At 69.8% G+C, this 23,946-nt stretch carries 30 protein-coding genes and 3 pseudogenes; 16 read left to right on the plus strand and 17 right to left on the minus strand.

Features of this window, described 5'->3' with window-relative positions:
* Positions 1-2 precede the first annotated feature (2 nt).
* A complete protein-coding gene (locus tag BKE41_RS02540; protein ID WP_070998486.1) occupies positions 3-2,558 on the minus strand; it encodes a phosphoketolase family protein in 2,556 nt (851 codons plus the stop codon).
* Positions 2,559-2,685: 127 nt separating this feature from the next.
* Here BKE41_RS02540 and BKE41_RS02545 point away from each other — a divergent pair, with 127 nt between their 5' ends.
* The 6 genes and pseudogenes from BKE41_RS02545 (at position 2,686) to BKE41_RS02570 (ending at position 6,732) form a co-directional block, all read left to right on the plus strand.
* A complete protein-coding gene (locus BKE41_RS02545) occupies positions 2,686-2,886 on the plus strand; it encodes a hypothetical protein (protein ID WP_012317433.1) in 201 nt (66 codons plus the stop codon).
* Between the two features lie 32 nt (positions 2,887-2,918).
* The gene (locus tag BKE41_RS02550; RefSeq protein WP_070998488.1) at positions 2,919-3,563 is read left to right on the plus strand and encodes a BON domain-containing protein; all 645 of its coding nucleotides are present in this window, start codon (positions 2,919-2,921) and stop codon (positions 3,561-3,563) included.
* A 12-nt stretch (positions 3,564-3,575) separates the two neighbouring features.
* Positions 3,576-4,558 (plus strand): annotated as a pseudogene (locus tag BKE41_RS02555) (zinc-dependent alcohol dehydrogenase family protein).
* A gap of 123 nt (positions 4,559-4,681) precedes the next feature.
* Positions 4,682-5,497: a universal stress protein gene (locus BKE41_RS02560; protein WP_012317436.1), complete on the plus strand. Its 816-nt coding sequence runs from the start codon at positions 4,682-4,684 to the stop codon at positions 5,495-5,497.
* Complete coding sequence (locus tag BKE41_RS02565) at positions 5,497-5,832, plus strand: cytochrome c (protein WP_070998490.1); 336 nt, start codon at positions 5,497-5,499, stop codon at positions 5,830-5,832. The genes BKE41_RS02560 and BKE41_RS02565 overlap by 1 nt, the downstream gene beginning before the upstream one ends.
* 12 nt (positions 5,833-5,844) lie before the next feature.
* The gene (locus tag BKE41_RS02570; RefSeq protein WP_070998492.1) at positions 5,845-6,732 is read left to right on the plus strand and encodes a universal stress protein; all 888 of its coding nucleotides are present in this window, start codon (positions 5,845-5,847) and stop codon (positions 6,730-6,732) included.
* Positions 6,733-6,797: 65 nt separating this feature from the next.
* Here BKE41_RS02570 and BKE41_RS31925 read toward each other — a convergent pair whose 3' ends face one another.
* The 7 genes from BKE41_RS31925 to BKE41_RS02600 form a co-directional block, all read right to left on the minus strand.
* Positions 6,798-7,061, minus strand: coding sequence for a hypothetical protein (locus tag BKE41_RS31925; RefSeq protein WP_107645329.1), 264 nt, complete (start codon positions 7,059-7,061; stop codon positions 6,798-6,800).
* Between the two features lie 11 nt (positions 7,062-7,072).
* Positions 7,073-7,882, minus strand: coding sequence for a universal stress protein (locus BKE41_RS02575; RefSeq protein ID WP_012317439.1), 810 nt, complete (start codon positions 7,880-7,882; stop codon positions 7,073-7,075).
* 72 nt (positions 7,883-7,954) lie between these two features.
* Entirely contained in the window at positions 7,955-8,602 is a 648-nt protein-coding gene (locus tag BKE41_RS02580) for a BON domain-containing protein (protein ID WP_012317440.1), read from the minus strand.
* 48 nt (positions 8,603-8,650) lie between these two features.
* On the minus strand, positions 8,651-9,106 hold the full coding sequence (locus BKE41_RS02585; RefSeq protein WP_070998494.1) for a histidine kinase: 456 nt from the start codon (positions 9,104-9,106) through the stop codon (positions 8,651-8,653).
* Positions 9,107-9,214: 108 nt separating this feature from the next.
* Positions 9,215-9,460, minus strand: coding sequence for a hypothetical protein (locus BKE41_RS02590; RefSeq protein ID WP_012317442.1), 246 nt, complete (start codon positions 9,458-9,460; stop codon positions 9,215-9,217).
* A gap of 10 nt (positions 9,461-9,470) precedes the next feature.
* Positions 9,471-9,686: a hypothetical protein gene (locus BKE41_RS02595; protein ID WP_012317443.1), complete on the minus strand. Its 216-nt coding sequence runs from the start codon at positions 9,684-9,686 to the stop codon at positions 9,471-9,473.
* An 85-nt stretch (positions 9,687-9,771) separates the two neighbouring features.
* Positions 9,772-10,290, minus strand: coding sequence for a potassium channel family protein (locus BKE41_RS02600; RefSeq protein ID WP_012317444.1), 519 nt, complete (start codon positions 10,288-10,290; stop codon positions 9,772-9,774).
* 178 nt (positions 10,291-10,468) lie between these two features.
* On the opposite strand from BKE41_RS02600, the gene BKE41_RS02605 reads away from it, so the two are divergent.
* From BKE41_RS02605 to BKE41_RS02625, 5 genes are all read left to right on the plus strand, one after another.
* On the plus strand, positions 10,469-10,708 hold the full coding sequence (locus BKE41_RS02605) for a biotin/lipoyl-containing protein (RefSeq protein ID WP_071000624.1): 240 nt from the start codon (positions 10,469-10,471) through the stop codon (positions 10,706-10,708).
* 17 nt (positions 10,709-10,725) lie between these two features.
* A complete protein-coding gene (locus tag BKE41_RS02610) occupies positions 10,726-11,097 on the plus strand; it encodes an SPW repeat protein (RefSeq protein ID WP_070998495.1) in 372 nt (123 codons plus the stop codon).
* Positions 11,094-11,468, plus strand: a complete 375-nt coding sequence (locus BKE41_RS02615) for a cytochrome C552 (RefSeq protein ID WP_070998497.1) — start codon at positions 11,094-11,096, stop codon at positions 11,466-11,468. Before BKE41_RS02610 ends, BKE41_RS02615 begins: the two co-directional genes overlap by 4 nt.
* Positions 11,469-11,572: 104 nt before the next feature.
* Entirely contained in the window at positions 11,573-12,454 is an 882-nt protein-coding gene (locus BKE41_RS02620) for a glucokinase (RefSeq protein ID WP_245295891.1), read from the plus strand.
* A 70-nt stretch (positions 12,455-12,524) separates the two neighbouring features.
* Positions 12,525-13,343 (plus strand): universal stress protein, encoded by an 819-nt coding sequence (locus BKE41_RS02625; protein WP_070998499.1) that lies wholly within the window; start codon positions 12,525-12,527, stop codon positions 13,341-13,343.
* 215 nt (positions 13,344-13,558) lie between these two features.
* On the opposite strand, the pseudogene BKE41_RS02630 reads toward BKE41_RS02625, so the two are convergent.
* Positions 13,559-14,701, minus strand: a pseudogene (locus BKE41_RS02630) (IS3 family transposase).
* 110 nt (positions 14,702-14,811) lie between these two features.
* A pseudogene (locus BKE41_RS29980) lies at positions 14,812-15,056 on the minus strand (transposase); the annotation flags it as partial.
* A gap of 570 nt (positions 15,057-15,626) precedes the next feature.
* On the opposite strand from BKE41_RS29980, the gene BKE41_RS02640 reads away from it, so the two are divergent.
* The 3 genes from BKE41_RS02640 (at position 15,627) to BKE41_RS02650 (ending at position 18,419) form a co-directional block, all read left to right on the plus strand.
* Entirely contained in the window at positions 15,627-17,153 is a 1,527-nt protein-coding gene (locus tag BKE41_RS02640) for an integrase family protein (protein ID WP_059407896.1), read from the plus strand.
* A 176-nt stretch (positions 17,154-17,329) separates the two neighbouring features.
* Positions 17,330-17,890, plus strand: coding sequence for a metallophosphoesterase family protein (locus tag BKE41_RS02645; RefSeq protein ID WP_059407893.1), 561 nt, complete (start codon positions 17,330-17,332; stop codon positions 17,888-17,890).
* A 34-nt stretch (positions 17,891-17,924) separates the two neighbouring features.
* Positions 17,925-18,419 (plus strand): hypothetical protein, encoded by a 495-nt coding sequence (locus tag BKE41_RS02650; protein WP_059407891.1) that lies wholly within the window; start codon positions 17,925-17,927, stop codon positions 18,417-18,419.
* Between the two features lie 16 nt (positions 18,420-18,435).
* On the opposite strand, the gene BKE41_RS02655 is transcribed toward BKE41_RS02650, so the two are convergent.
* The 7 genes from BKE41_RS02655 to BKE41_RS02680 all read right to left on the minus strand — a co-directional run bounded on the left by BKE41_RS02655 (position 18,436) and on the right by BKE41_RS02680 (position 22,497).
* Complete coding sequence (locus BKE41_RS02655; RefSeq protein ID WP_059407890.1) at positions 18,436-18,678, minus strand: hypothetical protein; 243 nt, start codon at positions 18,676-18,678, stop codon at positions 18,436-18,438.
* A gap of 41 nt (positions 18,679-18,719) precedes the next feature.
* The gene (locus BKE41_RS02660) at positions 18,720-19,028 is read right to left on the minus strand and encodes a hypothetical protein (RefSeq protein ID WP_159392709.1); all 309 of its coding nucleotides are present in this window, start codon (positions 19,026-19,028) and stop codon (positions 18,720-18,722) included.
* Positions 19,029-19,343: 315 nt separating this feature from the next.
* Positions 19,344-19,514 (minus strand): hypothetical protein, encoded by a 171-nt coding sequence (locus BKE41_RS31020; RefSeq protein ID WP_159392710.1) that lies wholly within the window; start codon positions 19,512-19,514, stop codon positions 19,344-19,346.
* The gene (locus tag BKE41_RS02665) at positions 19,514-19,894 is read right to left on the minus strand and encodes a hypothetical protein (RefSeq protein WP_059407886.1); all 381 of its coding nucleotides are present in this window, start codon (positions 19,892-19,894) and stop codon (positions 19,514-19,516) included. Before BKE41_RS02665 ends, BKE41_RS31020 begins: the two co-directional genes overlap by 1 nt.
* A gap of 58 nt (positions 19,895-19,952) precedes the next feature.
* On the minus strand, positions 19,953-21,800 hold the full coding sequence (locus BKE41_RS02670; RefSeq protein ID WP_059407884.1) for a ParB N-terminal domain-containing protein: 1,848 nt from the start codon (positions 21,798-21,800) through the stop codon (positions 19,953-19,955).
* 77 nt (positions 21,801-21,877) lie between these two features.
* Positions 21,878-22,198 carry a hypothetical protein gene (locus tag BKE41_RS30725; protein WP_059407882.1) on the minus strand — a complete coding sequence of 107 codons (321 nt, stop codon included), beginning with the start codon at positions 22,196-22,198 and terminating at the stop codon, positions 21,878-21,880.
* On the minus strand, positions 22,189-22,497 hold the full coding sequence (locus BKE41_RS02680; RefSeq protein ID WP_142582427.1) for a helix-turn-helix domain-containing protein: 309 nt from the start codon (positions 22,495-22,497) through the stop codon (positions 22,189-22,191). Before BKE41_RS02680 ends, BKE41_RS30725 begins: the two co-directional genes overlap by 10 nt.
* A 220-nt stretch (positions 22,498-22,717) precedes the next feature.
* Between BKE41_RS02680 and BKE41_RS02685 the strand changes: the two genes are divergently transcribed.
* Both BKE41_RS02685 and BKE41_RS02690 read left to right on the plus strand, forming a co-directional pair.
* Positions 22,718-23,446, plus strand: a complete 729-nt coding sequence (locus BKE41_RS02685; RefSeq protein ID WP_142582428.1) for a hypothetical protein — start codon at positions 22,718-22,720, stop codon at positions 23,444-23,446.
* Between the two features lie 2 nt (positions 23,447-23,448).
* Positions 23,449-23,943 (plus strand): hypothetical protein, encoded by a 495-nt coding sequence (locus BKE41_RS02690; RefSeq protein ID WP_059407876.1) that lies wholly within the window; start codon positions 23,449-23,451, stop codon positions 23,941-23,943.
* The last annotated feature ends 3 nt before the right edge of the window (positions 23,944-23,946 follow it).

Raw genomic sequence — 23,946 nt, forward strand, 5'->3', positions numbered from 1 at the left:
CCTCAATTTACGACCGCCCACCCGTCCACCGTCCCCGCCTGCCCAGGCTTGGCCGTGTCGGTCGGGCCGCACTGCATGATGTCGCCCTCGGTCCGGCGGTCGTGATCCCCGGGGGCGTGCCGTTCCGGCCAGGTCCAATCCCGCACCTCAGGCAGGTCGTCGCCGGTCTGACGGACATATGCGCGGTGCGCGGCCAGCGCGTCCCGGAGCGCCTCCTCGGCGTGCTCACCCCGGGCGCCCAGCCGCGGCGCGGCGCGCAGCGCGGCCTGCGCGAGGTGGAACCGGTCGAGCCGGTTCAGCACGCACATGTCGAAGGGCGTCGTCGTCGTGCCCTCCTCGATGAAGCCGTGGACGTGGAAGTTGCCGTGGTTCGTCCGCTTGTAGGTCAGTCGGTGGATGAGCCACGGATAGCCATGATACGCGAACACCACCGGACGGTCCCGGGTGAACAGGCTGTCGAAGGTCGGGTCGTCGAGGCCGTGCGGATGCGTCTCGGGCGCCGGCAGCGTCATCAGGTCGACGACGTTCACCACCCGGATGCGCAGTTCAGGAACGTGTCGACGGAGCCAGTCCACCGCGGCGAGGGTCTCCTGCGTCGGCACGTCCCCGGCGCAGGCCATCACCAAGTCGGGCTCCGTCTCGCCCTCGTTCGAGGCCCATTCCCAGATGCCGACGCCGGCCGCACAGTGTGTGACGGCCTCGTTGAGGGTCAGCCACTGGAGGGCGGTTTGCTTGCCGGCCACGACGACGTTGATGCGGTCATAGGTCCGGAGGCAGTGGTCCGTGACGCACAGAAGGGTATTGGCGTCCGGCGGCAGGTAGATCCGCGCCGTGTCACCGCGCTTGTTCGCCACGAAGTCGATAAAGCCCGGGTCCTGGTGGCTGAAGCCGTTGTGGTCCTGCCGCCAGACGTGGGACGAGAGCAGGATGTTCAGGGACGGCACCGGCCGGCGCCAGGGCAGGTCGCGCGAGGACTTCAGCCACTTGGCGTGCTGATTCACCATCGAATCGACGACGTGCGCGAAGGCCTCGTAGGTCGCGAACAGGCCGTGGCGTCCGGTGAGCACGTAGCCTTCGAGCCACCCCTCGCAGAGGTGCTCGCTCAGCACCTCCATGACCCGGCCGTCGCGCAGAAGGTGATCGTCGCCCGGCAACATCGCCTCCTGCCAGGCGCGGCCCGTCACGTCGAACACCGCGTCCAGCCGGTTTGAGACGGTCTCATCGGGACCCATGATCCGGAAGTTGCGGGCGTCCTTGTTCAGGGACAGGACCTCCCGCAGGTAGCCGCCGAGCGTGCGGGTGGCCTCGGCTCGGGAGCGGCCGGGTCCCGGCACGGGGACGGCGCAGTCTTGCAGGTCCGGCAGCCGCAAGGACGCGCTCTTGTGCGCGTTGGCGTGCGGGTTGGCCGAGATGCGCCGCGGCCCCTTCGGTGCCAAGACGGCGAGTTCCGGTACGAGCGAGCCGTCCTCCGCGAACAGCTCCTCCGGCCGGTAGGAGCGCATCCAGTCTTCCAGGATCGCGCGGTGCTCCGGGTTCTCCCGCGTAGCCGCGACGGGAACCTGATGCGAGCGCCAGGTTCCCTCGACCGGCTTGCCATCGACGGCCTTCGGTCCCGTCCAACCTTTGGGGCTGCGCAGCACAATCATCGGACAGCGCGGTAGCCAGACCTTGCCGCAGCGCGCGGAGTGCCGGATGGCTGCGATCTCGTCGAGGACCGCGTCGAGGGCCGCCGCCATGGCCTGGTGCATGGCGGCCGGTTCGTCGCCCTCGACGAAGGTCGGCTCGTAGCCGTACCCGACGAGGAGGCTGCGAAGCTCGTCCGCGGGCATCCGGGCGAGGAGCGTCGGGTTGGCGATCTTGTAGCCGTTGAGGTGCAGGATCGGCAGTACGGCTCCGTCGGTGGTCGGATTCAGGAACTTGTTGGAGTGCCAGGACGCGGCGAGTGGCCCCGTCTCCGCCTCGCCGTCGCCGACCACGCAGGCGACAATCAGGCCGGGGTTGTCCAGGGCTGCGCCGAACGCATGGGCTAGGGAATAGCCGAGCTCGCCGCCCTCGTGGATGGAGCCGGGCAGCTCCGGCGAGGCGTGACTCGGGATGCCCCCGGGAAACGAGAACTGCCTGAACAGACGCTCCATCCCTTCCGCGTCCCGCGCAACGTCGGGGTAGATCTCGCTGTAGGTGCCTTCCAGGTAGGCGTTGGCGACGAGCCCCGGCGCGCCGTGACCCGGTCCCCAGACCGCGATCATGTTGAGGGCGCGCTGCCGTATGATCCGGTTCAAGTGCGCGTAGATGAAGTTGAGGCCCGGCGTCGTTCCCCAGTGGCCGAGGAGCCTTGGTTTGACGTGCTCGGGCTTCAGCGGCTCTCGCAAGAGCGGGTTGGCCATGAGGTAGATCTGGCCGACCGACAGGTAGTTCGCGGCCCGCCAGTAGGCGTGGATCCGCTGCAGGCTGTCGGGTCCGAGTGGCCCCGGCACGAAGGTTAGGTCGTGACCGTCGTCCGCACGGCCGCCATCGCGGCGTTCCTGGCGGGTCTTCGTCGGCTCGCGCCTCGCGTCCATGTCGGCCTCCCGGTTGCGGATCCCGGACGACCGTGCAGGCAGCCGAGGCCGGCCGCGTTGAGTTGGATCAAGGCGGCTCTCCGGCAGGCCGGCAGGATGACTTCCGTCAGCAGGACGGGAGCGAACGATGGCCCTGGTACTTCGAACCACCTTCATCACGACGGTACGCCGCGCGCGGGTGCCGGTCATGCTGGCCCCGACGAACGACGCCGAACCCCGGGTCGTCACGGACGCGGCGCGCTACCGGTCCATCGGCAGCCTGCAGGCGCTGGCGCTCGCCATCGCGGCCTCGGTGGCGACGCCGGCGCTGCTTTGGCTGGCTCTCTGATCAAAAACCCCGGCGAACCGAGGAGACCCGCGATGGACGACATCACCGTACGCCGGCACGTGCTCGACGAGTTGGAATACGCCCCCATGGTCGACGCGGCGCAGATCGGCGTCGCGGTCGACGACGGCGTCGTGACGCTGACCGGCCACGTCCGGAACTACGCCGAGAAGGGCATCGCCGAGCGCGTCACGCTCCGGGTGCGCGGCGTCCGGGCCGTGATCGAGCGGATCGAGGTCCGGTATCCAGAAAATCCGCGCGTCGGCGACGAGGCCCTGGCCGAACGCTGCGCCCGGGTTCTGGAGTGGGATGTGCAGATCCCGGAGCGGTCGGTCTCGCTCAAGATCGAGAAGGGCTGCGTCACGCTCGAAGGATGCGTGCCGTACTACCACCAGAAGGCGGCGGTCGATGAGGCGCTGCGGCGGCTTGCCGGGGTCACCGACATCGTCAACCTCATCACGGTGAAGCCGCCGGTCCAACCCACCGAGGTCAAGGACAGGATCCTCGCCGCCCTGAGGCGCAGCGCCCGGGACCCGGACACGATCCGCGTCCACGTGGACGGGGACAGGGTGATCTTGGACGGCTGCGTCGACGTCTGGAGCGAGCGCAAGCTCGCCGAGCGTGCCGCGTGGTCGGCGCCCGGCGTCCGCGCCGTCGAGGACCGCCTGACGCTCGCATAACCGGGGGTGCCGATGCTGGCGATGGTCCTGCGTGAGACGGCGGTCCTCTCGTACCGGAAGAGAGGCCCGACCCAATCCCCGGCCCCGGCGAGGTCCGCATTCGGGTGGAGGCCTGCGCGGTCTGCCGGACCGACCTCCACGTCATCGACGGCGAGCTTCCGCAGGCCGTCTACCCCATCGTGCCCGGCCACGAGGTCGTCGGCATCGTCGAGGCCGTCGGCGAGTGCGTGACCGATCCGGCACCGGGTCGGCGCGTCGGGATGCCCTGGCTCGGGCACGCCTGCGGCCACTGCGGCTACTGTCAGACCGAGCGGGAGAACCTGTGCGATGCCCCCGGCTTCACCGGCTGCACGCGCGACGGCGGGTTCGCGACCCATCTCCTGGCCGAGGCGGCCTTCACCGTCCCGCTCGACATGAGCCTGGACCCGGTCGCGAGCGCGCCGCCCCTCTGCGCAGGGCTGATCGGCTGGCGCACGCTGCGAATGGCGGGGGACGCCGACACTGTGGGCCTGTACGGCTTCGGGGCAGCCGCGCACATCGTCGCCCAGGTCTGCCGCTGGCAGGGCCGCCGCGTGTTCGCGCTCACCCGGCCCGGCGACAGGAAAGCCCAGGATTTCGCCCGCTCCCTTGGGGCTGAATGGGCCGGCGGATCGGACGGGGCGCCGCCCGAGCCGCTGGACGCGGCCTTGATCTTCGCACCCGACGTCCGGCTGGTGCCGACCGCGCTCGCGGAGTTGCGCAAGGGTGGATGCGTGGTCTGTGGCGGCATCCACATGAGCGACATCCCGCGCTTCCCCTACGAACTGCTCTGGGAGGAGCGTTCGGTGCGCTCGGTGGCAAACCTCACCCGCGCGGATGCGCGCGGCTTCTTCGAAGTCGTGCCGCGGGCCGGCATCGTCACCCGCACCCGCATGTTCCCGCTCGTCCAGGCCAACGCGGCGATAGCCGCCCACCGGTCCGGCGCCCTCCAGGGCGCCGCCGTTCTCGTGCCCTGAACCGGTCTCGTCCGCTGCATTTGGACTGCCCATCGAGTGCCCTTGCGATGGATCAAGGTCGTCCCCGCGAACCGGGGCCAGAGTACCTCCATCGCGCCGGCAGCCCGGCCAAGGGAGGTGGTCATGAAGATCTCCAACATCATGGTCTCGGTCGACCTCGGGCCCGCGGCGGCGGACCGAGTCCAATTGGCGGCCGGCCTCGCCCAACGGTTCGGGTCCAAGCTGACCGGCGTCGCCGCACGTCCGGTCCTCGGACCCATGCCGGTCGGCGACATGCTGGAGGTCGAGCGTGTCTGGGCCCTTGAGGAGCGCCTGACCGACGAGCAGCTCGCGGAGGCCAAGGCCCTTTTCGAGCGCGAGGCCGGGCAGGCGCCTAGGACGAGCTGGCGCTCCGCACCGACCGATCCGTTGGCTTTCCTCGGTGCGCAGGCGCGCACCGCCGACCTCGTGGTCGTCGGCCGACAGGGACCTGCGGACGGTGATCCCGGTCCGATGGCGGCCTCCACCGGGGGGCTGCTCATGGAGGTGGGGCGTCCGGTGCTGGTGGTCCCGCCGGGCATCGAGCACCTCGCGGTCCAGCGGGTCGTGGTGGCTTGGAAGGATACGCCCGAGGCCCGTCGAGCCCTGCACGACGCTTTACCGTTCTTGAGACAGCCCGAGCAGGTTTGCGTGGTGGCCGTGGGACCGGACGCGCAGCACGTGGGCGCCGAGGGCGCGGCCGAGTACCTGTCCGGGCACGGAATCAAGGCCACGACCCACCTACTGCGCAAGCCGGAGATCGGCCCCGCGGACGAGATCCTTCGGTTCGCCCGGCGGGAGGACGCGGACCTCATCGTCATGGGAGCCTACGGGCATAGCCGGCTGCGCGAGTGGGTCTTCGGCGGCGCCACTCGCGACGTCCTGCAATCGACCCCCGTCTGCTGCCTGATGAGCCACTGATGCGCTCGGCGACCACCATCTACGCGGGCGCTCTGGTGCTGCTGACCATCCTTATCGGCACCGGCTCCGCCCAGGCCTGGGACCGGCAGGTCAAGCAGGGCGAGTCCCTCGCCAGGACCAACTGTGCCCGCTGCCACGCCGTCGGGCGTGTCGGGACGAGCCCGCTGCCCGCCGCGCCACCCTTCCGCGAGCTGCACAAGCGCTACCCCGTCGAGGATCTCGGCGAGGCGCTCACGGAAGGCATCCGCACCGGTCATCCGAGCATGCCCGAGTTCCGGTTCGACCCTGAACAGGCGCAGGACCTGATCGCCTACATGAAGTCGCTCGAACGCTGAGGGAGAGCCTCGATGTACCTCCGCTGTCTTCTCGTCCCCACAGCCCCAGGCATCGACGCCACCCGCCGCCTGGACGCGGCCCTGCGCCTCGGGCGGCGCCTGCACGCGCACATCGGAGTCGCCTTCATGGCGCCGGACCCGGGTTATGTCATGGCCAGCATGGCCGGCATGGTCGGCATAGCCAGTCTGGCCAGCGTCATGTCGATGGACTGCGCGACCATCGAGGCCATCGAGCGGGGCGTGCGCGAGGCCGCGGCCGAAGGCAAAGCGGCGCTGGAAGCCTGGTGCGGACGCGAGGGCGTGCCGCTGGTCGACAAGGCCGCGCGCCTGGATGCCACCTTCGCGACCTGGACGGAGCTGTCGGGCGAGGTCGAGCCGCTCCTGACGCTGGCCGGGCGAGTGAACGACTTGATCATCGTCGACCGACCCGATCCGGCGCGCTCGTTCACCGGGCGGGCGCTCGACACGGCCCTGTTCTCGGTCGGACGACCGACGCTGATGGTTGGCGAGGGAGTCCCGTACGACCTCCTCGACCACGTCGTGATCGCCTGGAACGGCAGTCTCGAAGCGGCACGCCTGATCGGGCAATCCATCACGCTGCTGCACGAGGCCGTCCGCGTCACGGTCGTGCATGCGCGGACGGAATGCTTCGAGGAGACGCGGGCCGCGGACCTGTGCGCCTACCTGCGCTGGCACGGGATCGTGGCCGAGGCCGTCACCCTGCCGGTCGGGGATGGGATCTCGGTCGGCGCGGCCATCCTGGACGAGGCCGGGCGCCGGAACGCCTCCATGCTGGCGATGGGTGCCTACACCCACAGCCGCGTGCGCGAGTTCCTGCTCGGTGGCGTCACCCGGCATGTGGTCGAGCACGCGCGCATCCCGGTACTCATGGCCCACTGACGTATCGCGCTTGCGGGACGGCCTTGCTGGGGTCGTCCCGTCGCGAGACCTTGGCGGCCCCGCTCTCAACGCCTCGGGTCGTGGCAGTGCATGCGAGGAGGCGCCGTGCCGCAATCCAGGCTGCAAGTCTGGTGGGGCTTGCAGAACCACTGCAGGGCCCCGCTTCTCAGGCAGGACCCTCCGCAATGCCGATGGGGCGCGTTTGCAGGCTCGACGAACGTGCCTTTCGCATCAGGCGAGTCGGCCCTCGGTCGCGCCTGCGTTGGCGACGCGCTTACCACGACCGCGGCGAGAATCAGGAGGGCTGCACATGACGTGGTGCTGCGCATGATGCCGGGCATCAATGGCTCATCAGGCAGCAGAGAGGGGCATAGGACAGCAACTCCCGAGTGACGCCGCCGAACGCCCACTCGCGGAGGCGCCCGTGACCGTAGGCGCCCGCGACGATCAGGTCGGCCCCGTGCTCGGTGGCCGCTTCGACGAGTGCCTCGGAGGTCGAGGCACCCAGGGCATCGTGTCTGACGCGGATGGCTGAGACGCCGTGCGCCTGGAGGAGACGGAGGGTGTCCTGACCCTCGGAGCCGGCGCCATCGTCGACGGAGACGACGAGCACCTCGGACGCCCGCTTCAGGAACGGTAGCGCGTCCAGCACCGCGCGGCGCGCCTCGCGGGTGTTCTTCCAGCCGACCACGACGCGCTTGGCGTCGAGATGGTCGACGCCCGGCGGCACCACCAATACCGGGCGCCCAAGATGCATGACCGCGTCGGCCGGATCGACCGCTAACAGCGCGGGCCCGGGGTCCGTCCCTCGGCCGACCACCACGAGGTCGGCGGCCGCCGCCTGGACGACCAGGAACGCCAGCGGGGAATCGAGGTCGGAGCGCCACTCGACGCGGCTGCGTCCGCCGGCGGCTTCCTCGAAGGCCTCGTGGGCCACCCGGAGGTCGTTCAGGACAGCCTCCTGGATCGAGGGGATGCCGAACGCCCCCCCCGGCGTCGGACCGGCCGGAGCCCAACTGTAATCCGGCATCTCCGCCGCGACGCCGGTCAGGCGGGCGTGGAAATCGTCGGCGAGAAGCGCGGCCAAGCGTACGCGGCTTCGCGCCCCTTCCGACAGGTCCACGGCGACCATGATGCTCGCGTAGGTCATGGAACGTCTCCGGATCGGCAGGCGATGGAATGGCTGCGGGCGGGCCTTGCGGCCTCGCCCATCCCGATGGTTTCAGCCAAGCGTGAGGTGGTCCTCGACGGCGCGCACGCCCGGCGCCGACCACGCGGCAGTCTCGGCGAGGCGGCGCTCGTGCCAGGCGTTGACCTTGCCCTGCAGGACGACCTTCGCGTCCTTGACCGTCACCTTGATCGCGTCGGCCTCAAGTTCTGCGTTGCGCTTGAGCGCCGCCAGGATCTTCGCGCGTACGTCGGGCGCGCTCGCCTTCGGCGCCACCTCGATGGTGTTGATGATGCCGGTCACGCCAGCGAGGCGCCGGATAGCCCGATAGGCTTCCTCCTTCTGGTACTGCCAGTCGACCTTGCCGGAGAGCGTCACCCAGCCGGTCTGGACCTTCACCTGCACGGCATCCTTCGGCACGGTCGCGGACCAATCGAGCATCTGCACCGCGCGCTGCGCGAGGTCCTCGTCGCGCGGCGGGGTTTCGCCGCCGAAACGCACCTTGATCTCCTCGACGACGCCGCGGACGCCGCGGACCTTCTGGGCCGCCTTCTCGGCGGCGACGCGCGCCGCGAAGCTGGCGACGTGGCCGCTTAGCGTGACGATGCCCTTCTCCACGGCGACGCCGATGTGGGCGGCATCGATGCTGGGGTCGAAGTCGAGCTCGTCGATGACGTTCTGGCGGATCAGCTTGTCGCCCATCGTAAGTCTCCTCGATGAGGTCCAGGTCGCGCCTGGCCGAGCCCGAGGCTATGCCCGGCAGGCGGTCGGACATTGATCCAGCGCAAGCTCTTCCCCGGCCGCGATACGACCCAGCATCGGGCAGGCCCGGGGGCAACCTGAGATGGCGCAGCCGGCGGTCACGGCGGAGACCATGTCCCGGGCATCGAACAGTCGGCCGAGCAGCGGCACGTCCGCGAAGGCCTTCGGGACCCGGGCGTTCCCGGCAATCAGGGCGAAGGGGATGCCCCTCCGGCGAAGGTCGCAGGCGAGCGGGAAGCACGGCCCCTCAGTCAGGTCGACGCTTACCACGGCGAAGTCCGGACGCTTCGCGTCGAGGCTTCCGATGGCCTCGCCGCCGGTTCCGTAGGGGCCACTCACCGCACAGCCGGCGTTCGCGAGGGCGTCCTCCAGCCACATGCCCGGTAGCGCCTGCGGCTCGGCGACAAGCACGACCGGCCGCCTTTCACCTGCGTTCGCCCGCATCGCCCGATCCTCATTCCTGATCGCGATGGGAGGAGGATGGATCCGCCGGGCCGGCTCGCCTTGCGCTGGATCAAAGGACGCCGGGGCGCCGCGAGCGGGCCGGTGCGCTCAGGACGCCGATTCCGCCGCGTCGTGCCTGATCGAGCGCGCGACCCTCAGGGCCGCGTCAAGGTCGTTGCGGGCCGTCCCGTAGCGCCGCCATAGGCCGTCTAACCATTCCGGCCGTCCGGCCTCGGAGTCCGGGATCTCGGAGAACGGGATGTGGTACATGCCGTCGAGCGCCTCGATGCCGTAGCCGGTGACGGCCCATTGCCGCCCTTCCCAGTGCACGGGTTCGGTGAGTCCGTGGCTCATTCCCGCCTCCTCACGCCGCCTGCCCGTCGAGCTCGGCCACCTCGCAGGTGTCGGCCCGCATGCGCCAGTCGACGATACCCGCCGTCTGGCAGAACAACGCCTGGGCCGCGCAGGCTGCGGCAGCCTCCGAGTGGGCGGAGACGACGGTCTGCCGCTGGATGGCGGGGTGCTCGTGGCCGCTGTCGTCCGGCACGACCTTGTGGAAGGTGACCAGGTACTTGTGCATGGCGCGCCTCCGATTGCGATGTTGCGGAGACGCTGGGCGCCCGCGGGAGCGGCGGCCTTGATCCAGCGCAAGGCTCGATGCGCAATCAGACACCCGGTGCCGGCGGGAAGAAGCGTTCCCGACCCGGATCGGCCCCGTTGTCGTGGCTGGTCCGCGCGGTTCGATGCGCGTGCGCCTTGCCGTGCAGTGGCCAGTACCGCTCCATTGCCAGGTAGGTGAACGAGGCCGACCAGCCGATCAGGAGCAGGCCATTGAGCGCCTCGACGCCAGCGAGCAGCCGGGTATGGGATGTCGGGAAGTGGTCGCCGAAGCCGAGCGAGGTGTAGGCCACCACCGAGAAGTACAGGCAGTCCTCGAAGGACGTTACCGGAGTGCCTGCAAAGGCGCCAACGCCGAGGCGGAGGACGAGTAGCCAGTAGGCGCCAGCGTAGATCCAAACCGCGACGGTGTGCCCGACGAAGGTCATCAGCACCACGGCGAGGATCCGGGCGCGGGGCGGGACCGGCAGCTCGGACAGGTGCTCCGAGGTCAGCCGCAACGTCTCGTAGAGAATCAGGATTGTGGTCGTGACGAGGACGACGCTGGCTGTCATGGCGAGGAGCATGCGCGGCCCCGGGTGAGCGTGGCGGCCCGAGCCTGCCCGATAGAGCGAGCGCGTGCTTGGCGTAGCGCTAGTGGGCAGGCGTCGAGGCGCCTTTGACCGAGATCAACGCCGTCCTCCACGGAACGGCATTTCCTCATCGAAGCGCCGCCAACCGGGCGTCGGGATTCGGGAGATGATCATGGCCGACGTGCATGTTGCCGAGGAGCTCTGGTCGACGGGGATGCTGCCCGAGGGCATTTTGGAGCGGTGGCTCGTGGCGGACGGGGCGCGTGTGCGGGCCGGAGAGGCCGTGGCGGCCGTGCGTATCGGCGAGGCCTTGCACGACATCGCCGCGCCGACCGGCGGCCACCTCACGGTCTTGGCACCCGTCAACGAGCTCGTCGACCCCGGCTGCATCATCGCCGAGGTCCACGCCTGACATCAGGGAGGCGAACCATGTCTCAACCGAACGCGGCCACGCCGTCATCGACCTGGCGGACGCAGGAGATTCTGATCGGCGGCATCCAGCACGCCGCCGGCGTCGCGCTGTTGCTGGCGGCGTGGGTGCTGGTCTTCACCGATCATGCCCGCGCGGCCGGGTCCGCGCTCCTGCCGGGCTTGCTCATCGTCACGCTCTACGGCGCCAACCAGATCCGCTTCCGGGCGGTGCTCGAAAGGGCGGTGCTGATCGTCGGGGCCTGGACGCTCGTCGCACCCTGGGCGCTCGGGTTCGCTGCGAACGACGGCGCGACCTGGTCACACGTCGCGCTCGGTGGCGTGGCCATCGCGACCGCCGTTGCACTGCTCCGGATCGCGAGGCGGCCATGACGTTTCAGTCGGCCGCCAGCCACGCGGCCGTTTTGGCCGCCTCCCTGGCGGCTTGCGCCGGCGCTCCGGCCGCCGGTCCCGAGGAAGACCATCGCGTCCGTGGGTGGGCCATCGCCGCGCAGCACTGCAGCGAGTGCCATGTCATCGGCCGCACCTCGCAGCCCGGCGCGTTCGCCGGCCCGGCCTTTCTGCGGGTCGCCAATATGCCGTCGACGACCGGTCCGGCGCTCGCGGTGTTCCTGCAGAGCCATCACCAGCGGATGCCGAGCCTGAGGCTCGACCGGGACGAGATGGACGCGGTCATCGACTACATCCTCAGCCTCAAGGCCCGAACGGCAGCGACGCCTCCAGGCATCACCTCGGAGGATTGAGGGTGACGCTGCCGCATCCCGTGCTGCTGGCCGATATTGGCGGCACCTACGCTCGCTTCTCCGTCCTTCCGGAGCCGGGAGGACGTCCAGGCCCGATCCGGTAGGTGCCGACGGCCAGCTTCCCCGGCCGGGTCGACGCCATTCGGGCCTATGCCAACCGACAGGACACGGTCCGGCCTCGCTCGGCCTTCCTCGCCGTCGCGGGGCGGATGACCCTCGGCATCACGCGCCTGACCAACGCGCCGTGGCGGTTCGACTCTGGCGGGATCGGCGAGGCGTTCGGCTTGGAAGCGGTGCGGCTGGTCAATGACTACGTGCCGCTCGCCGCCATCACCGTCCTCGCCCCGGCCGACTTGGCGCGGATCGGGACGGCTGTCGAAGGGGTTGGACCACGGCTCGTCCTGGGGCCGGGCACGGGCCTGGGCGCGGCCGTCCTGATTCCGGCGGGCGACCGCCTCCTGATTCAGACGACCGAGGCCGGGCACGTCGGGTTCGGCCCCTGCGAGCCCGACGACAAGCTGCCCTGGTCGGCCCTGATGGCGGCCAAGGGTAGGCTCACGGCCGAGACCGTGCTGTCGGGTCCGGGTCTCGTCAGGCTCGTGCGAACCCTCGCGGCTACGCGCGGAGCTGCCGTCGGCTGGAGCGCGCCGCCCGAGGTCCTCGAAGATGCGAGGTCGGACCCGGTCGCCAGGGAAGCGGTCCATCAGTTCGCCCGCCTCCTCGGCAGGTTCGCGGGCGACATGGCGCTGATGTTCTCGGCCACGGGCGGCGTCTTCCTCGCCGGCGGGATCGCGCCACGAATCGTCGACGTCCTGCGGGGCGAAACGTTCGGTCATGCCTTCGAGGACAAGGCTCCGTTCCGCGAGGCCATGCGGGCGGTCCCGCGCGCCGTAATCCTACATCCGGAGCCGGCCATCGACGGTCTCGCGGCGCTCTTAGCCGACGAGGACCGCTTCCTGTTCCCGGCTCATGACTGGCGGGCTTGAGCCAGGTCAAGGTCGGTCAGTCCAGGCACCCGCACGGTGACGGCAGGCGACTCAATTCGAGGGGATCATCATGTCTTATGCCAGCATCATGGTCGCGGCAGATGACGGGCGTCACGCGCCGGCGCGGGTGCGTCTCGCCGCGGAACTGGCGCATCGTCTCGGCGCGGGTCTCGTCGGCGCCGCCGCCTGCATGCCGGACTATCCCCGGGGCTATGGCGAGACCGCCGTGCCCATGGGCATGGTCATCGAGGAGATCCGGCAGGCAGTCTTGGATCGGCTCGCGGGCGTCGAGCAGGCTTTTCGCCATGCCTCCGCCCTGAACGACCGCGTCGAGTGGCGCGCGGACCTCGGGTCACCGGCTTCGTTCCTCGAAGGCCAGTCGCGGGCGGCGGACCTCGTCGTGGTCGGGCGCTATGCGGATGACGAGGGGGTGACGATCGGCATGTCCGTCGACGCCGGCGACGTCCTGATGCGGTTGGGAAAGCCCATCCTGGTGGTCCCGTCCGACGTCGAGCACCTGGAGGCTAGGCGCGTGCTCGTGGGCTGGAAGAACACCCCGCAAACGCGCCGGGCCGTGTCTGACGCCCTGCCCATGATCAGGCGTGCGGAGGCGGTGCAGGTGTTCCAAGTCTCGGACGGCGACGACCAGGCCGAGGTCGAGGACGTGGCCCGCTACTTGGCGCGGCACGACGTAAACGCGACCGCGCATCTGGCCAAGCCCTCGGGTTGGACCGTCGCCGACGACGTCCGGAAAGCGACGCGCGACTTCGACGCCGACCTGATCGTGGCAGGCGCCTACGGCTACAGCCGCATGCGCGAGTGGTTCTTCGGCGGGGTCACGCGGGACCTGCTGGCGCAGGCGTCCGTCTGCTGCCTGCTGTCCCACTGACCGGAGGGCGTTTCGATGGCCAGCCCGGGCAATCTGGATCGAGGCGAACTGGGTTTCTCGCCACCTTCGCCCACGCGTCCCCCCGGACCAGGGTCAAGACCCCTCACCCGAGCCGGTCGGGGTGCCCATGCCAGGACAGGACGACATGCCGCCGATGAACGAGCCCCTAGGCATCCCGGAATGACCTGCCCCCACGAGGTGGTCCGAGCTCAAGATTAGTGCAGGGTCGGCCTCTGCTCTACGACTAGCTTGGCCGACGGAGCCGGTTGGGCGAGCGCAGTCGGCCAAGCGGTCATGGCTGGCACGAACACTTCCGGCGCTGGTGGCTTGTAGCCAAGCGCACCGTGCGGGCGGATCGTGTTGTAGTGCCGACGCCAGCTTTCGATGATGATCTGCACCTGCTTCAGGGTGTAGAAAATCTCGCCGTTCAGGAGTTCATCCCGCAATCGCGCGTTGAAGCTTTCGACAAAGCCGTTCTCACCACGGTGAGCCTGGCGCGATGTAGGCGGCCTTCGCGTCAATAGCCGCAATCCAGGACTGCACCGACTTGGCGATGAACTCGGGCCCGTTGTCTGAACGAACGTGCTCGGGCACGCCGCGCAGGATGAACAGGTCCGAGAGCACGTCGATCACGTCAGCTCCCTTCAGCTTGCGCGCAACGCGGATCGCCAGACATTCGCGGGTGAACTCGTCGACGACGTTGAGCATCCGGAACTTGCGCCCGTCATGGGTGCGCGCCTCGACGAAACCGTAGGCCCAGATGTGGTCGCGCCGCTCCGGTTTGAGCCGGATGCAGGAACCATCCCCGTCCCTCAGCCGGCCCTTCTTCGGCTGGCGGCCGGGCACCTTCAGCCCATCGCGCCGCCAGATCCGCTCGACCCGCTTGTCGTGGACCAACCAGCCAGCTGCCTTCAGCAGCGCGCCGATCTTCCGGTGGCCGTAGCGCCCGTACCGGCGCGCCAGTTCTACGAGATCGGCGGTCAACGCCGCCTCATCGTCTCTGCCCCGCGGCACCTTGCGCTGCGTCGAACGATGCTGACCGAGCGTACGGCACGCGCGGCGCTCGGAGACGTTCAGGACGTCCATCACATGCTCGATGCAGGCGCGTCGGCGCGCGGGGCTGGTCAGTTTCCCCGGGCAGCCTCCTGCAGGATCAGCTTGTCGAGCGTGAGATCTGCGATCGCCTTCCGGAGCCGGTGGTTCTCGGTCTCCAGGTCCTTCATGCGCCGGACCTGGTCGCTCTTCAGGCCGCCGTACTCCTTGCGCCAGCGATAGTACGTAGCCTCCGTCACGCCGATCGTGCGGATCGCGTCCCCGACGCTCTGGCCCTGGGAGACCAGCACATCCACCTGCCGCAGCTTGGCGACGACATCCTCCGGCTTGTGCCGCTTCGTTCCCGTCTGTCCGTCCTCGTCCTGGCCCCAAGGCCATACCTCAGGGCGGACCACTTCACTGGGGGCGGATCACTCAGGATCTCCCGCTCCTGGCGTAGCACCTCGTTCTCGCGCCGCAGGCGCGCGAGCTCGGCGGCTATGTCCTCCGCCGATCGGCCGGCGGATGGTCCATCTCCCGCTCACGTCGACCGTCAATCCAGTTGCGCAGCGTCGAGAGCCCGGCGCCGAGATCGGCGGCGACCTCGCGGCGCGACCGCCCACTCGTCTGCACCAATCGCACCGCCTCAGCACGAAACTCGGGGGTAAAGGTCTGCTTCAGGTCTGCCTGCGGAACCCACCTCCTTCAAGAAGAGAGGTCTCCACTTTCTCGGGGCAAGTCCAGACCGGGCGTTGCTCCGACCGATAGAGGGCCACCGGGTCGCGCCGATGCTGTGTCGGCGTCCGCTGGCGGCCGCCGTTCATTGCTTCGCCACAAGCGCCAGAGGAGCGATAGCCGCCAGCTCAGCAAGCTACCGGCAAGGACTGGCGAAGGAACGGATTTCTGCAGCTCGGTCGCTGTCAGAAGGAGCTGCGACCTTCAGGGTCGGAGTTCCAACTGCGACCCAGAGGCCGAAGCGCTATAAAGTCGCTTGGATCTCTGGACCTAACATACTGATTTTTTTGGTAGCGAGGGAGGGATTTGAACCCCCGACACAAGGATTATGATTCCTCGTGACGGGCGGTTTTGGGCTCCATCCGGGCGCATCGACATGCACGGGAAAACGACGAAGCCCAGGTATTTATCGTATTCGATCAAGGATCTGGCAAGGGAAGCTTGGTAGCGGAGGGGATGAGCCCGGGCGGCGATCCGCCCGAGAACGTCCGCCCGAGATCCGCCCGAGCCGCTCGCATGCCCGTCAAACTCACCGAGGCCCTGGTCAAGCAGGGGATCGCCGACGCCGTCCCCAAGGGCCGGGCGTACGACCTGATCGACGCCGGCTGCCCCGGGCTGCTGATGCGCGTCGGGCCCCGTGGGGTGAAGTACGCATTCAAGTTCGAATCCGGACATCGGACGCACAGGCTGACTCTCGGCTCGACCGACATGCTCCGGCTCGCCGATGCGCGCGCGATCGCCACGGAGGCCAGGCGCCGGCTCGTCGACCGGCTCGGGGTCCCGGACGACCGCTGGCTGGAGGGCCGGCTCCGGCAGATGCACAAGCTCCCCCCGAAGGAGCCGAACCCGGCGCCTCGGGACCCCGCCCTCGTCGAGGCTTGGGAGGACCAGATCCAGCGAGCCGGCGAGTGGACCTGGGAGGAGGCCCTTGCGGCGTTCCTGGCGGAGGTCGCGCGCACCAGGCGGTCGGCCACGTACACGGACTACCGGAAGCTGCTCCACTCGCCCGAGCTCGCGACCTTTGCCGGACGGCGGGTCCGGCGCATCACGATCGAGGACCTCGCGACGGTCGTCCACGCGGTGCATGCCAGCGGCCGAGAGCGACACGCCGAGCACTTGGCGTCCGTCCTGAGACCAATGTGGAGCTACCTGGCGCGGCATGAGCACCGAAAGCGCTCCGGCGTCGAGGCCGGTATCCCCACCCTGCGGGCGCCCGAGCGGACGCCGGGCGACAAGCTGCGGGCGAACGGTAAGGTCCCGGGCGGGTATACGGCCAAGCCCGGCGAGATCGGGCGCATCCTGGCGGTGGCCCGGACCGGCGTCCTCAATCCGACGGTCGCCTCGGCCCTTCAGCTTCTCGTCCTGACCGGGCAGCGGCGGCGTCCCGTCGTCGAGGCCCTGGTCAAGGATTTCGTCCCGTGGGAGGAAGTGCCCGGCTGGGGCGTTTGGTCGATGGGACCTGCGCACCGGAAGACCGCGGCCAAGCGCGGGGACAAGCATAGGCACGCCCTGCCGCTGCCCCCGGCCCTGTGGGATCTCGTGCAGCAGCAGATGGCTCGGGCCACGGCCGCCGGGAGCGCTTTCCTATTCCCGCAGGTCCGGGCGGCCCGGATCGGCGCCGCTTTCGGTGGCCACCTTTCCGATGCGGCGATCAATCACAGGATCCTCGACATGGGCATCGCCGCCTCACCGCACGACCTCCGCCGCGGGCTGTCGACGGTCTGTCAGGCGACGCTCAGGATCCCGCGCGACACGGTCAAGATGATCCTTGACCACAATGAGGGCTACAGGAGCGACGACGTCCTGGAGCGCCATTACACCGATGACGATCGTCTCGACATCAAGCAGCCCCTCATGGCGCGTTGGTGCGCGTGGGCGGATGAGCAGGCCGCGGCCGCCGCCTCGGCGCTCCCCCCGGCCATCGAGCTCGGCGCCGAGTTAGCCCGTCGGCGCCGGGAGCGCGAGCTCGCCGGCAAGGGCAAGCGGAGCAAGCCCGAGGCGGGGGAGGAGGACATACCCGAGGAGCTCGCCACCGCCGCGTAGCCCAGGGATAACCCCTATCCTGCCGGTCGCCCCCCCCTTGCCCGGCCGGTCCAGATGCCCGAGTTTGCCGCCATGAACACGCTCCTCCGCATAGGCAAACGCCCCTTGGCCTGAGGCCAGCCACCGCCGCCGGGACGCCCCGGCCGGCACGCGTTCCCCTATGCCCGGAGGCCGCCATGACGGTCTGGTTCACGTCCGATACCTATTTCGGCCACGTCGGTATCCTCGGATCGAGGATGGCCCGGCCCCGCCCCTTCAAGTCGATCGAGGAGCACGACGAGGTCCTCGTGGCGCGCTGGAACGGCCGCGTCCGCCCGGGCGACCAAGTCTGGCATCTCGGCGACTTCGCCTACGGCGCGTCAGCCGAGAGGTGCCGGGACATCTTCTCGCGCCTCGCCGGCAAGAAGCACCTGGTGTGGGGCAACCACGACAACGCGCGGGAGAAGGCACTGTCTTGGGCAAGCCAGCAGGAGCGGGCTCTCGTCACGGTCGACGGCGTCTCAATGGTCCTGGGGCACTACGCGCAGCGCGTGTGGTACGGCATGCACCGAGGCGACCTGCACCTCTACGGGCACTCGCACGGCAGCCTGCCCGGTACGTCGGCGAGCCTGGACGTCGGGGTCGATTGCTGGGCCTGGGCCCCCGTCCAGCTCAGCGAAATCCGGGAGGCCCTGGCGGAGACGGCCGCCCGGAAGGCGGGGGCAAAGGCGGCCGCCGCCCTTGCCGAAGCGGCGTAGATGAGGCGGTAAGGTCAGGCTGCCACGATGGGGCATGCCCTGGCGCACCCGCACCGCCCGACCCATCAGCCACCGGTTCCACGAGGCCGATCCCGACGGACGGCCGCCGATGAAGTTCGTCGCCCGCCGGATCCCGGCTGGGGAGAAATTTTACGACCGGCCGCTCTGGAAGCACGTCAAGCTCCCCCCGTTTGACAAGAAAACGCTGGTCGTCCTGGCGTCCACCTGCGATGCCTGGGAGGCCCGGCTGCCCGAGGAGACGGAGGTCTCGGCCTTCGTCCTCAATTTCTTTGCCTGGCCGGACGACATCGAGATCCGGCTGTCCGACGACAAGATGCACGGGGCAATCAACAGGTGCTTCTCCGTCGTCGCGCTCACGCGGCACACCGCATCGGCTGTGTGGGGCGGCTCCGAGAAGAACGGATTCGAGCAGCTCGCCGACGACATCTACGCCTGCCGAGAGGTCCGGGCCGCCCCGGACATCGACGCGCTCCACTCCCTGACGCCCCAGGCGCAAGAGCTCCGCTAGGGCCCGGGGCGGCCCGTCAGACTCGGGCGGGCAGGCGGATGAGCGCGAGCTGGAAGATCTCGCCCAGGGTGTAGTGCGGCCCCGCCACGGCCCGCTGCACGTCCTCGGCTAGGCGAGGGATTTCGGGCATTGTGGACGCAGAGACCTGCACCATCAGCCGGGCCCGGCGCCGGCGCAGATCGCGACGCTCGGGCACGCCATGGATGCGCGCCTTACGGAGCTGGCGGTCGAACTCGTCGATGATGATCCTGGTGGTCATGGGCCATCCTACGTCGTCGAGGTTGCGTGTAGGTGAATGGGTCAGTCCACGCCCTCGGCCAGCTCCTCGACGTCGGGCACGAACAGCCGGACGTCGGTGACGCCGGTGTAGCCCATGACGAGCGCCTTCTCGTAGACCTTCCGGGGGGTGTCGTGGATCACGACGGTTGCGCTGACGATCGTCTTCCAGTTCGCCCGGGATCCTCCGGACGTGACGTTCCCGGACAGGAGCACGATGCCGTCGCCCAGCTTGGCTCCGGAGTCGCGATCGAAGGCGCGGGCGATGAGGCGGCCCGCTACCTCGACCGGCGACCGCCAGCTGTCCTTGTCGATGTCGCACTGCATGGACACGGTGTCCGGCTCCCCGTGCCATCCCACCCGTAAGACCTCTTCAGGGCGGCTCGGACGATGGCCTCGTTGCGAGCGTCGACCCGCCATGCGCTGGCTTCCCACCGGCCGCCCATGTCCTTGATCCGGCGGTTAAAGTTGAGGTTCGCGTGCGGGGTCTGGACGATGAGGTTGATACCGTCATGCGTGATCTGAATGGCCATGTCGGCGTGCTCCGAGATCTGCCCGCGAGGTCGGGCGGTGGGTAGGCCCCTCGACGGGTCGCCCCGGATTGAGGCGGCCGGTGGAGGGGCCGGAGGCGTGGGCCTCCGGCGGTGCTCAGCTGCTGCAGGCGCAGTCGATGCAGACGAACAACCGCTCGGGGTGCCGTTCCAGGAAGACGCCCTCGCCTAGATCGAGGGCCTCGTTGCACCAGGGGCAGAGGAACTCGCGCACCTGTCCGTCGTCGTCGTCTCGATTGCGATCAAGGTCCTCGACGTAGCGGGGCATCACTCGTCCTCCCCGTCGTCGTAGGGCCCGTACATCCCCCAGATCTCCGCCACGTCATCCTCGGGCAGCATGTCGATGGCGGCCTTGAGGGCGGGCACTCCCTCCAGGATCCGGAGCTTGTCCACGGCCGCGTCGCTCTCGGCCCAAAGCTCCTCGTGTGAGCTCTCGTGTGTGTGCCGGACGTCGTGGTCGACCCTGGCGGTCGTCGCCCGGAGTTCCTGCCCGAGGTGGGCGGCGAATCGGGCGACCTGCTCGGCGAGGGGACCCTGCCCGGCGGCGACGGCGGCAGCATGGGCGTTCACCAGGGCCTGGGGATCGTCGATGTTGATGAGGCCCTGCATCAGGGCGGGGATGGCGGTGTCGGAGGCGGGCTCGATCATGGGGGCGATCTCCTGTGACGGGGGATCCGGGGCGACCGGGCGGCCGCTCCGGCGGGGGTCAGGCGGCCTTCTTGCGAGCCGGCTTCGGCGCGGGGGCCGCCTCGGCCGCCGGGGCCACCGCGTAGCCGACGGGCCGGATCTCGGGCGGCAGCCAGCCGGTCGGGACGACCCGGGCCAGCGCGACCGCGGCAATCTCGAGCTTCGTCGATCCGGCGATCCGGTCCGCCTCGGGCTGCCCCAGGGCCTCCGCGACGGCGCGCAGCGCCACGGCCTTGGGCGCCGACTTGAAGAAGTTGGCCGCGTCCCAGCGCTCCCGAGTCGCCTCCGCCATCCGCGTGGCGTCGAGGCGGGCCTCCAGGGCCTTGGCCCCCTTGGCGCTGGACGGGACGGCGCCGACCGAGTGGATCTGCAGGTCGAGCGCCTTCCCGGCCACGCCGGCGGCGACCGTCAGCAGCGCATCGAGCGGCAGGTCCGCCAGCCTCTGGAAGGCCGCCTCATACTTCTCAGCGTCGGAGGCTTGGCCGCCGGGCGCCTCGTTGTAGCCGTTGAGGGTGATGCGGACCGGAGAGCTGTAGGAGTCCTGGGAGATCGCCGTGGCGAGCAGCGCGGCGAGGGCGACCTGCGGCGAGGCCAGCATCGCGTCGCGCATCGCGAGCGTGCGCTGCTGCGACAGCCGGAGCGTCAGAGCCGCCGAGATCGCCACGGATTCGGGCTGCTCGGCCTGCGCCTGCTGCAGAGCCTTGGCGGCGTCCCCGCCCTCGATCTTGGCGAAAGCCTTCGCGACGGCAGCCGTTGCCGGGCGGACGACGCCAAAGGTCATGTCGATCTTGCCGTCCCGGCCGATCCGGAGGATCACGCCTGAGCGAGCCTTCTGCTCCGGCGTGTAGCCGTCCTGCTTCATGTCCGTCTCGATGTCCTCGGCCTCCTGCTCGGCCGCGGCGACGCCGACGGGGTCGCCGTCGGCGTCGATGATCGCCTGGAGCTCCTCAAGGCGGGCGGTCTCTGCGTCGGTGGCCGCGCGAGGCTCGGCGCGGATGACCTGCCAGGACCAGCGGCAGTTGTCCGGCAGGTGCTCGTCACTGGCCGCCCAAGACCACCCGTCGGCGACGAGCCACGTGACCTCGGCCGCGATCTTCTCGTCGACCAGCCGCTTCAGCAGCGCAGGATCTTGGACCCGGTGGTTCTCGCCGAACAGGTCTTCGACGATCCCGCCGCCCGCCGCGACGTAGGCGTCCCGGCCGACGAAGCCGAGGTTGCGGCTCAGGTCATGGTCCCCCACGCCGAGCTCTGTCCGCACGCAGTGAGCGTAGAGCCGGCCGGCGCCGCGCAGCCTCTCCAGGACTGCGCGCTGCTCGTCGAGCGACGACGCGAGCGTGAAAGCCCTCACGGTGTCGACAGGGTCCCGGCCGAAGTCGCCGGCACGCCAGGCATCCAGCACTTCGTCGGCGAGCTTGCCCAGGGCCAACATCCTCCGGACACGGACGGCGTCGATGCCGAAGCGGGCCGAGATGGTCGCTTCATCCATTCCCTCCTGCTGGAGGGCGTGGAATGCCCGGTACTCGTCGGCCTGGTGCATGCGGGACTGGGTGATGTTCGCGCTGAGCCCGCGCTCGCGGGCAGTCTCGGCGTCGCACTCGATGACGGCCACCGGCGCGTCCGTGCGGATTCGGCCGTCGCAGGCGAGCGTCCGGAGGGCCGCGAGACGGCGGTTGCCGTCGACGACGTAGTGGGCCTGGCCGGCGCCGGGGACGACCGTGAGCGGCAGGAGCAGGCCAAGGGCGTGGATCGAGGCGGCGAGCTGGTCGATGCCATCCTCGCGGCCGGCGAGGCGCACGTTGACGACGCCCTCGGGCGCCGAGGTGTCGTGGCCGTGCATGAGGATGTGGAGGGGGAGCGTCTTGAACATGATGCAGCACCATCAGTTTCGGGGCGGGTAGCGGGGTGGGGCGCCCTTGTCGCCGGGCGCGTCGGCGGGGGAGCCGGTCAGCTAGGCGGCTCCTCTCGGCCGAGGGCGGCCGACGCGAGGGCGATCGCGGCCGTCACGCCGGCAACGCCGGTCGCCTGCACGACGAGGATCTGCACCCGCGCCGGGCCGGGGTCGCCGACAAGGCGGACGTCGCCCTGGTCGTCCCGCCACATGCCCGCGGCGGCGAGGAGCGAATCCGGGACGTGGGCCCCGGACCGCAGGCTCTTCGAGACGCGGCTCTCGCTCATGCCGGCGGCGGTGGCCAAGGCTTTGGAGGTCCCGGCTTCCTGAGCGGCCGCAGCGATGCGGGCGCGGATCTGGCGAGCGGTCAGCTGCAAGGCGCGGCCTCCGGAGCGGGGACCGGGCGGGCGGGGGAGGCAGGCGTCCAGAGCGTCCGCATCGGATCCCCGACGAGGACGAGGTGCCGCTCGACGCCGACGAAATGCATCGCGCGCTCGCTCGGGAGCCGGCGGAGCTTGAGCCATTGGCCCAGGTCTCCCTCGTGGATCCCGCAGGCCTGCGCAAACGCGCGCTGGCTCCCGGCCTCGGCCACGCCAGCGCGCAGCAAGGCGACGATGTGCTCGTAGCTCACGACGGGCACGAGGCTCCCTGCACCTGAGAAGGGTGCGGCATTCATTCAAGTCATCCCTGATAAATTTATTGATATTCCTCTTATTAAGCCACTTGCGAATTTGCGCGCAAGAGCGAAAATGAGGGTACGCGCAGTTTTTTTCGGTTCGAGAAGCGAACTGCCGCTCGGTATCATTTGCAAAAGATCGGGGACGCCGATGCTTCAAAGGATAGATTGCCCGATCCTTGGCGCGAAGACCGCGTCAACTCTTGCGGAAACGCCCGAGTTGCTTGACCTCTCGTGGCGCCGGGCGGGCCACGGGCGCTGGATCGCTGGGCGCACCGAGCTGTCCGATCACCTCCTGCGCCGGTTCCCCAACGCCACCGCCAAGGCCGGCCTGCGCATCGAGGACCGCGTCGTCGTGTGGGACCTCGCATCCGCCGCGGGGGTGCCCGACCTCGCAAAGAGGATCTCCAGGTGGGAGCAGGACGTTCGGCAGGACCTAGCCCACCACGCCCGCGTCGCGCAGGCGAACCGCGGCGTGGAGGAGGACGCCCTCTCCGCCGTTCAAGACGCCCTCGCAGACGAGCTCGCCAGGCACGCGTGGGCATTCAGATCGAAGGGTCCCCTGGCTTGGGGGCTGGCCGGGGCCCGGCGGCTCACGCCCGGGCAGGTTCGCCTCGCTCACGCGCTCCTCGCCGAGGCCCGGGACGTCGTCGCGGCGGTGGATCGCCGGCTCGCCCAGCCTGCCGCGCCGGAGGACGTCGCCGCCGTCAGGGATCCTGACGTCCGGGCCGACCTGCTCGTGGCGTGCCGGCACCTGTCAGGGCTGGATGGGGACCAGGCCCGGGAGCGGAATGGGGTGGGCTGGAGCGCCGTGGCGTTGGCAGAGGGGCACCGCCTCGCCAGCACTGATTCGCTCGACGTCGTCGAGGCCGCGCATGCCCGGGCGCTCGTCTACGCGCACCGGAGGCAGCTCCCCCCGGCGCTGCGCGCCTGCCTTTTCGGAGAGTGACAATGACCACGCTGCGAAAGATCTTCGTCGCTATCCTTCGCTGGTACGGCCTGATGGCGCCGGCAGCCGTGCCTGAGCCGCCCCCACCGGCTGCGCCCCCACGGCAGCCGCTCAGGTCGACGGCCGCCCCGTTGGGCTACCTAATTCGCCGGCACGTGCGCACGATCCAGCGAGACCAGTACGAGCTGGCACTCGGGCCGCCGCCCCCGCTGCCGCCCGAGGTCCGGGCGTGGCTCGCGAAGATGGACGACAGCCAGCTGCGCCGCATCATCCGGACGGCCGACTGGCAAATCCAGGACCACGTCCTCGCCGGCACAGCTGGCCAATGCCACGACCTCGGATACGTCGTACCGCTCCGGCTCTCCTCGCTCACGGAGGGATCCGACGGTCGGGAAGGCCGGTCCGGCAAGGGTGGCCCGGGCCGGGCATGGGAGCAGCACGTCGAGGCCATCATGACGGAGGTTAACGCGCGCGGGTACGGCGGTCCGCGGCGCTGAGGC

It is taken from the genome of Methylobacterium sp. C1, assembly GCF_001854385.1.
Classification (GTDB): Bacteria; Pseudomonadota; Alphaproteobacteria; order Rhizobiales; family Beijerinckiaceae; genus Methylobacterium; species Methylobacterium radiotolerans.

Coding starts and splice junctions, on each gene's coding strand:
- BKE41_RS02540 (WP_070998486.1), bottom strand. CDS start 2,558: ATGGACGCGAGGCGCGAGCCGACGAAGACCCGCCAGGAACGCCGCGAT.
- BKE41_RS02545 (WP_012317433.1), top strand. CDS start 2,686: ATGGCCCTGGTACTTCGAACCACCTTCATCACGACGGTACGCCGCGCG.
- BKE41_RS02550 (WP_070998488.1), top strand. CDS start 2,919: ATGGACGACATCACCGTACGCCGGCACGTGCTCGACGAGTTGGAATAC.
- BKE41_RS02560 (WP_012317436.1), top strand. CDS start 4,682: ATGAAGATCTCCAACATCATGGTCTCGGTCGACCTCGGGCCCGCGGCG.
- BKE41_RS02565 (WP_070998490.1), top strand. CDS start 5,497: ATGCGCTCGGCGACCACCATCTACGCGGGCGCTCTGGTGCTGCTGACC.
- BKE41_RS02570 (WP_070998492.1), top strand. CDS start 5,845: ATGTACCTCCGCTGTCTTCTCGTCCCCACAGCCCCAGGCATCGACGCC.
- BKE41_RS31925 (WP_107645329.1), bottom strand. CDS start 7,061: ATGCGCAGCACCACGTCATGTGCAGCCCTCCTGATTCTCGCCGCGGTC.
- BKE41_RS02575 (WP_012317439.1), bottom strand. CDS start 7,882: ATGACCTACGCGAGCATCATGGTCGCCGTGGACCTGTCGGAAGGGGCG.
- BKE41_RS02580 (WP_012317440.1), bottom strand. CDS start 8,602: ATGGGCGACAAGCTGATCCGCCAGAACGTCATCGACGAGCTCGACTTC.
- BKE41_RS02585 (WP_070998494.1), bottom strand. CDS start 9,106: ATGCGGGCGAACGCAGGTGAAAGGCGGCCGGTCGTGCTTGTCGCCGAG.
- BKE41_RS02590 (WP_012317442.1), bottom strand. CDS start 9,460: ATGAGCCACGGACTCACCGAACCCGTGCACTGGGAAGGGCGGCAATGG.
- BKE41_RS02595 (WP_012317443.1), bottom strand. CDS start 9,686: ATGCACAAGTACCTGGTCACCTTCCACAAGGTCGTGCCGGACGACAGC.
- BKE41_RS02600 (WP_012317444.1), bottom strand. CDS start 10,290: ATGCTCCTCGCCATGACAGCCAGCGTCGTCCTCGTCACGACCACAATC.
- BKE41_RS02605 (WP_071000624.1), top strand. CDS start 10,469: ATGGCCGACGTGCATGTTGCCGAGGAGCTCTGGTCGACGGGGATGCTG.
- BKE41_RS02610 (WP_070998495.1), top strand. CDS start 10,726: ATGTCTCAACCGAACGCGGCCACGCCGTCATCGACCTGGCGGACGCAG.
- BKE41_RS02615 (WP_070998497.1), top strand. CDS start 11,094: ATGACGTTTCAGTCGGCCGCCAGCCACGCGGCCGTTTTGGCCGCCTCC.
- BKE41_RS02625 (WP_070998499.1), top strand. CDS start 12,525: ATGTCTTATGCCAGCATCATGGTCGCGGCAGATGACGGGCGTCACGCG.
- BKE41_RS02640 (WP_059407896.1), top strand. CDS start 15,627: ATGCCCGTCAAACTCACCGAGGCCCTGGTCAAGCAGGGGATCGCCGAC.
- BKE41_RS02645 (WP_059407893.1), top strand. CDS start 17,330: ATGACGGTCTGGTTCACGTCCGATACCTATTTCGGCCACGTCGGTATC.
- BKE41_RS02650 (WP_059407891.1), top strand. CDS start 17,925: ATGCCCTGGCGCACCCGCACCGCCCGACCCATCAGCCACCGGTTCCAC.
- BKE41_RS02655 (WP_059407890.1), bottom strand. CDS start 18,678: ATGACCACCAGGATCATCATCGACGAGTTCGACCGCCAGCTCCGTAAG.
- BKE41_RS31020 (WP_159392710.1), bottom strand. CDS start 19,514: ATGCCCCGCTACGTCGAGGACCTTGATCGCAATCGAGACGACGACGAC.
- BKE41_RS02665 (WP_059407886.1), bottom strand. CDS start 19,894: ATGATCGAGCCCGCCTCCGACACCGCCATCCCCGCCCTGATGCAGGGC.
- BKE41_RS02670 (WP_059407884.1), bottom strand. CDS start 21,800: ATGTTCAAGACGCTCCCCCTCCACATCCTCATGCACGGCCACGACACC.
- BKE41_RS02680 (WP_142582427.1), bottom strand. CDS start 22,497: ATGAATGCCGCACCCTTCTCAGGTGCAGGGAGCCTCGTGCCCGTCGTG.
- BKE41_RS02690 (WP_059407876.1), top strand. CDS start 23,449: ATGACCACGCTGCGAAAGATCTTCGTCGCTATCCTTCGCTGGTACGGC.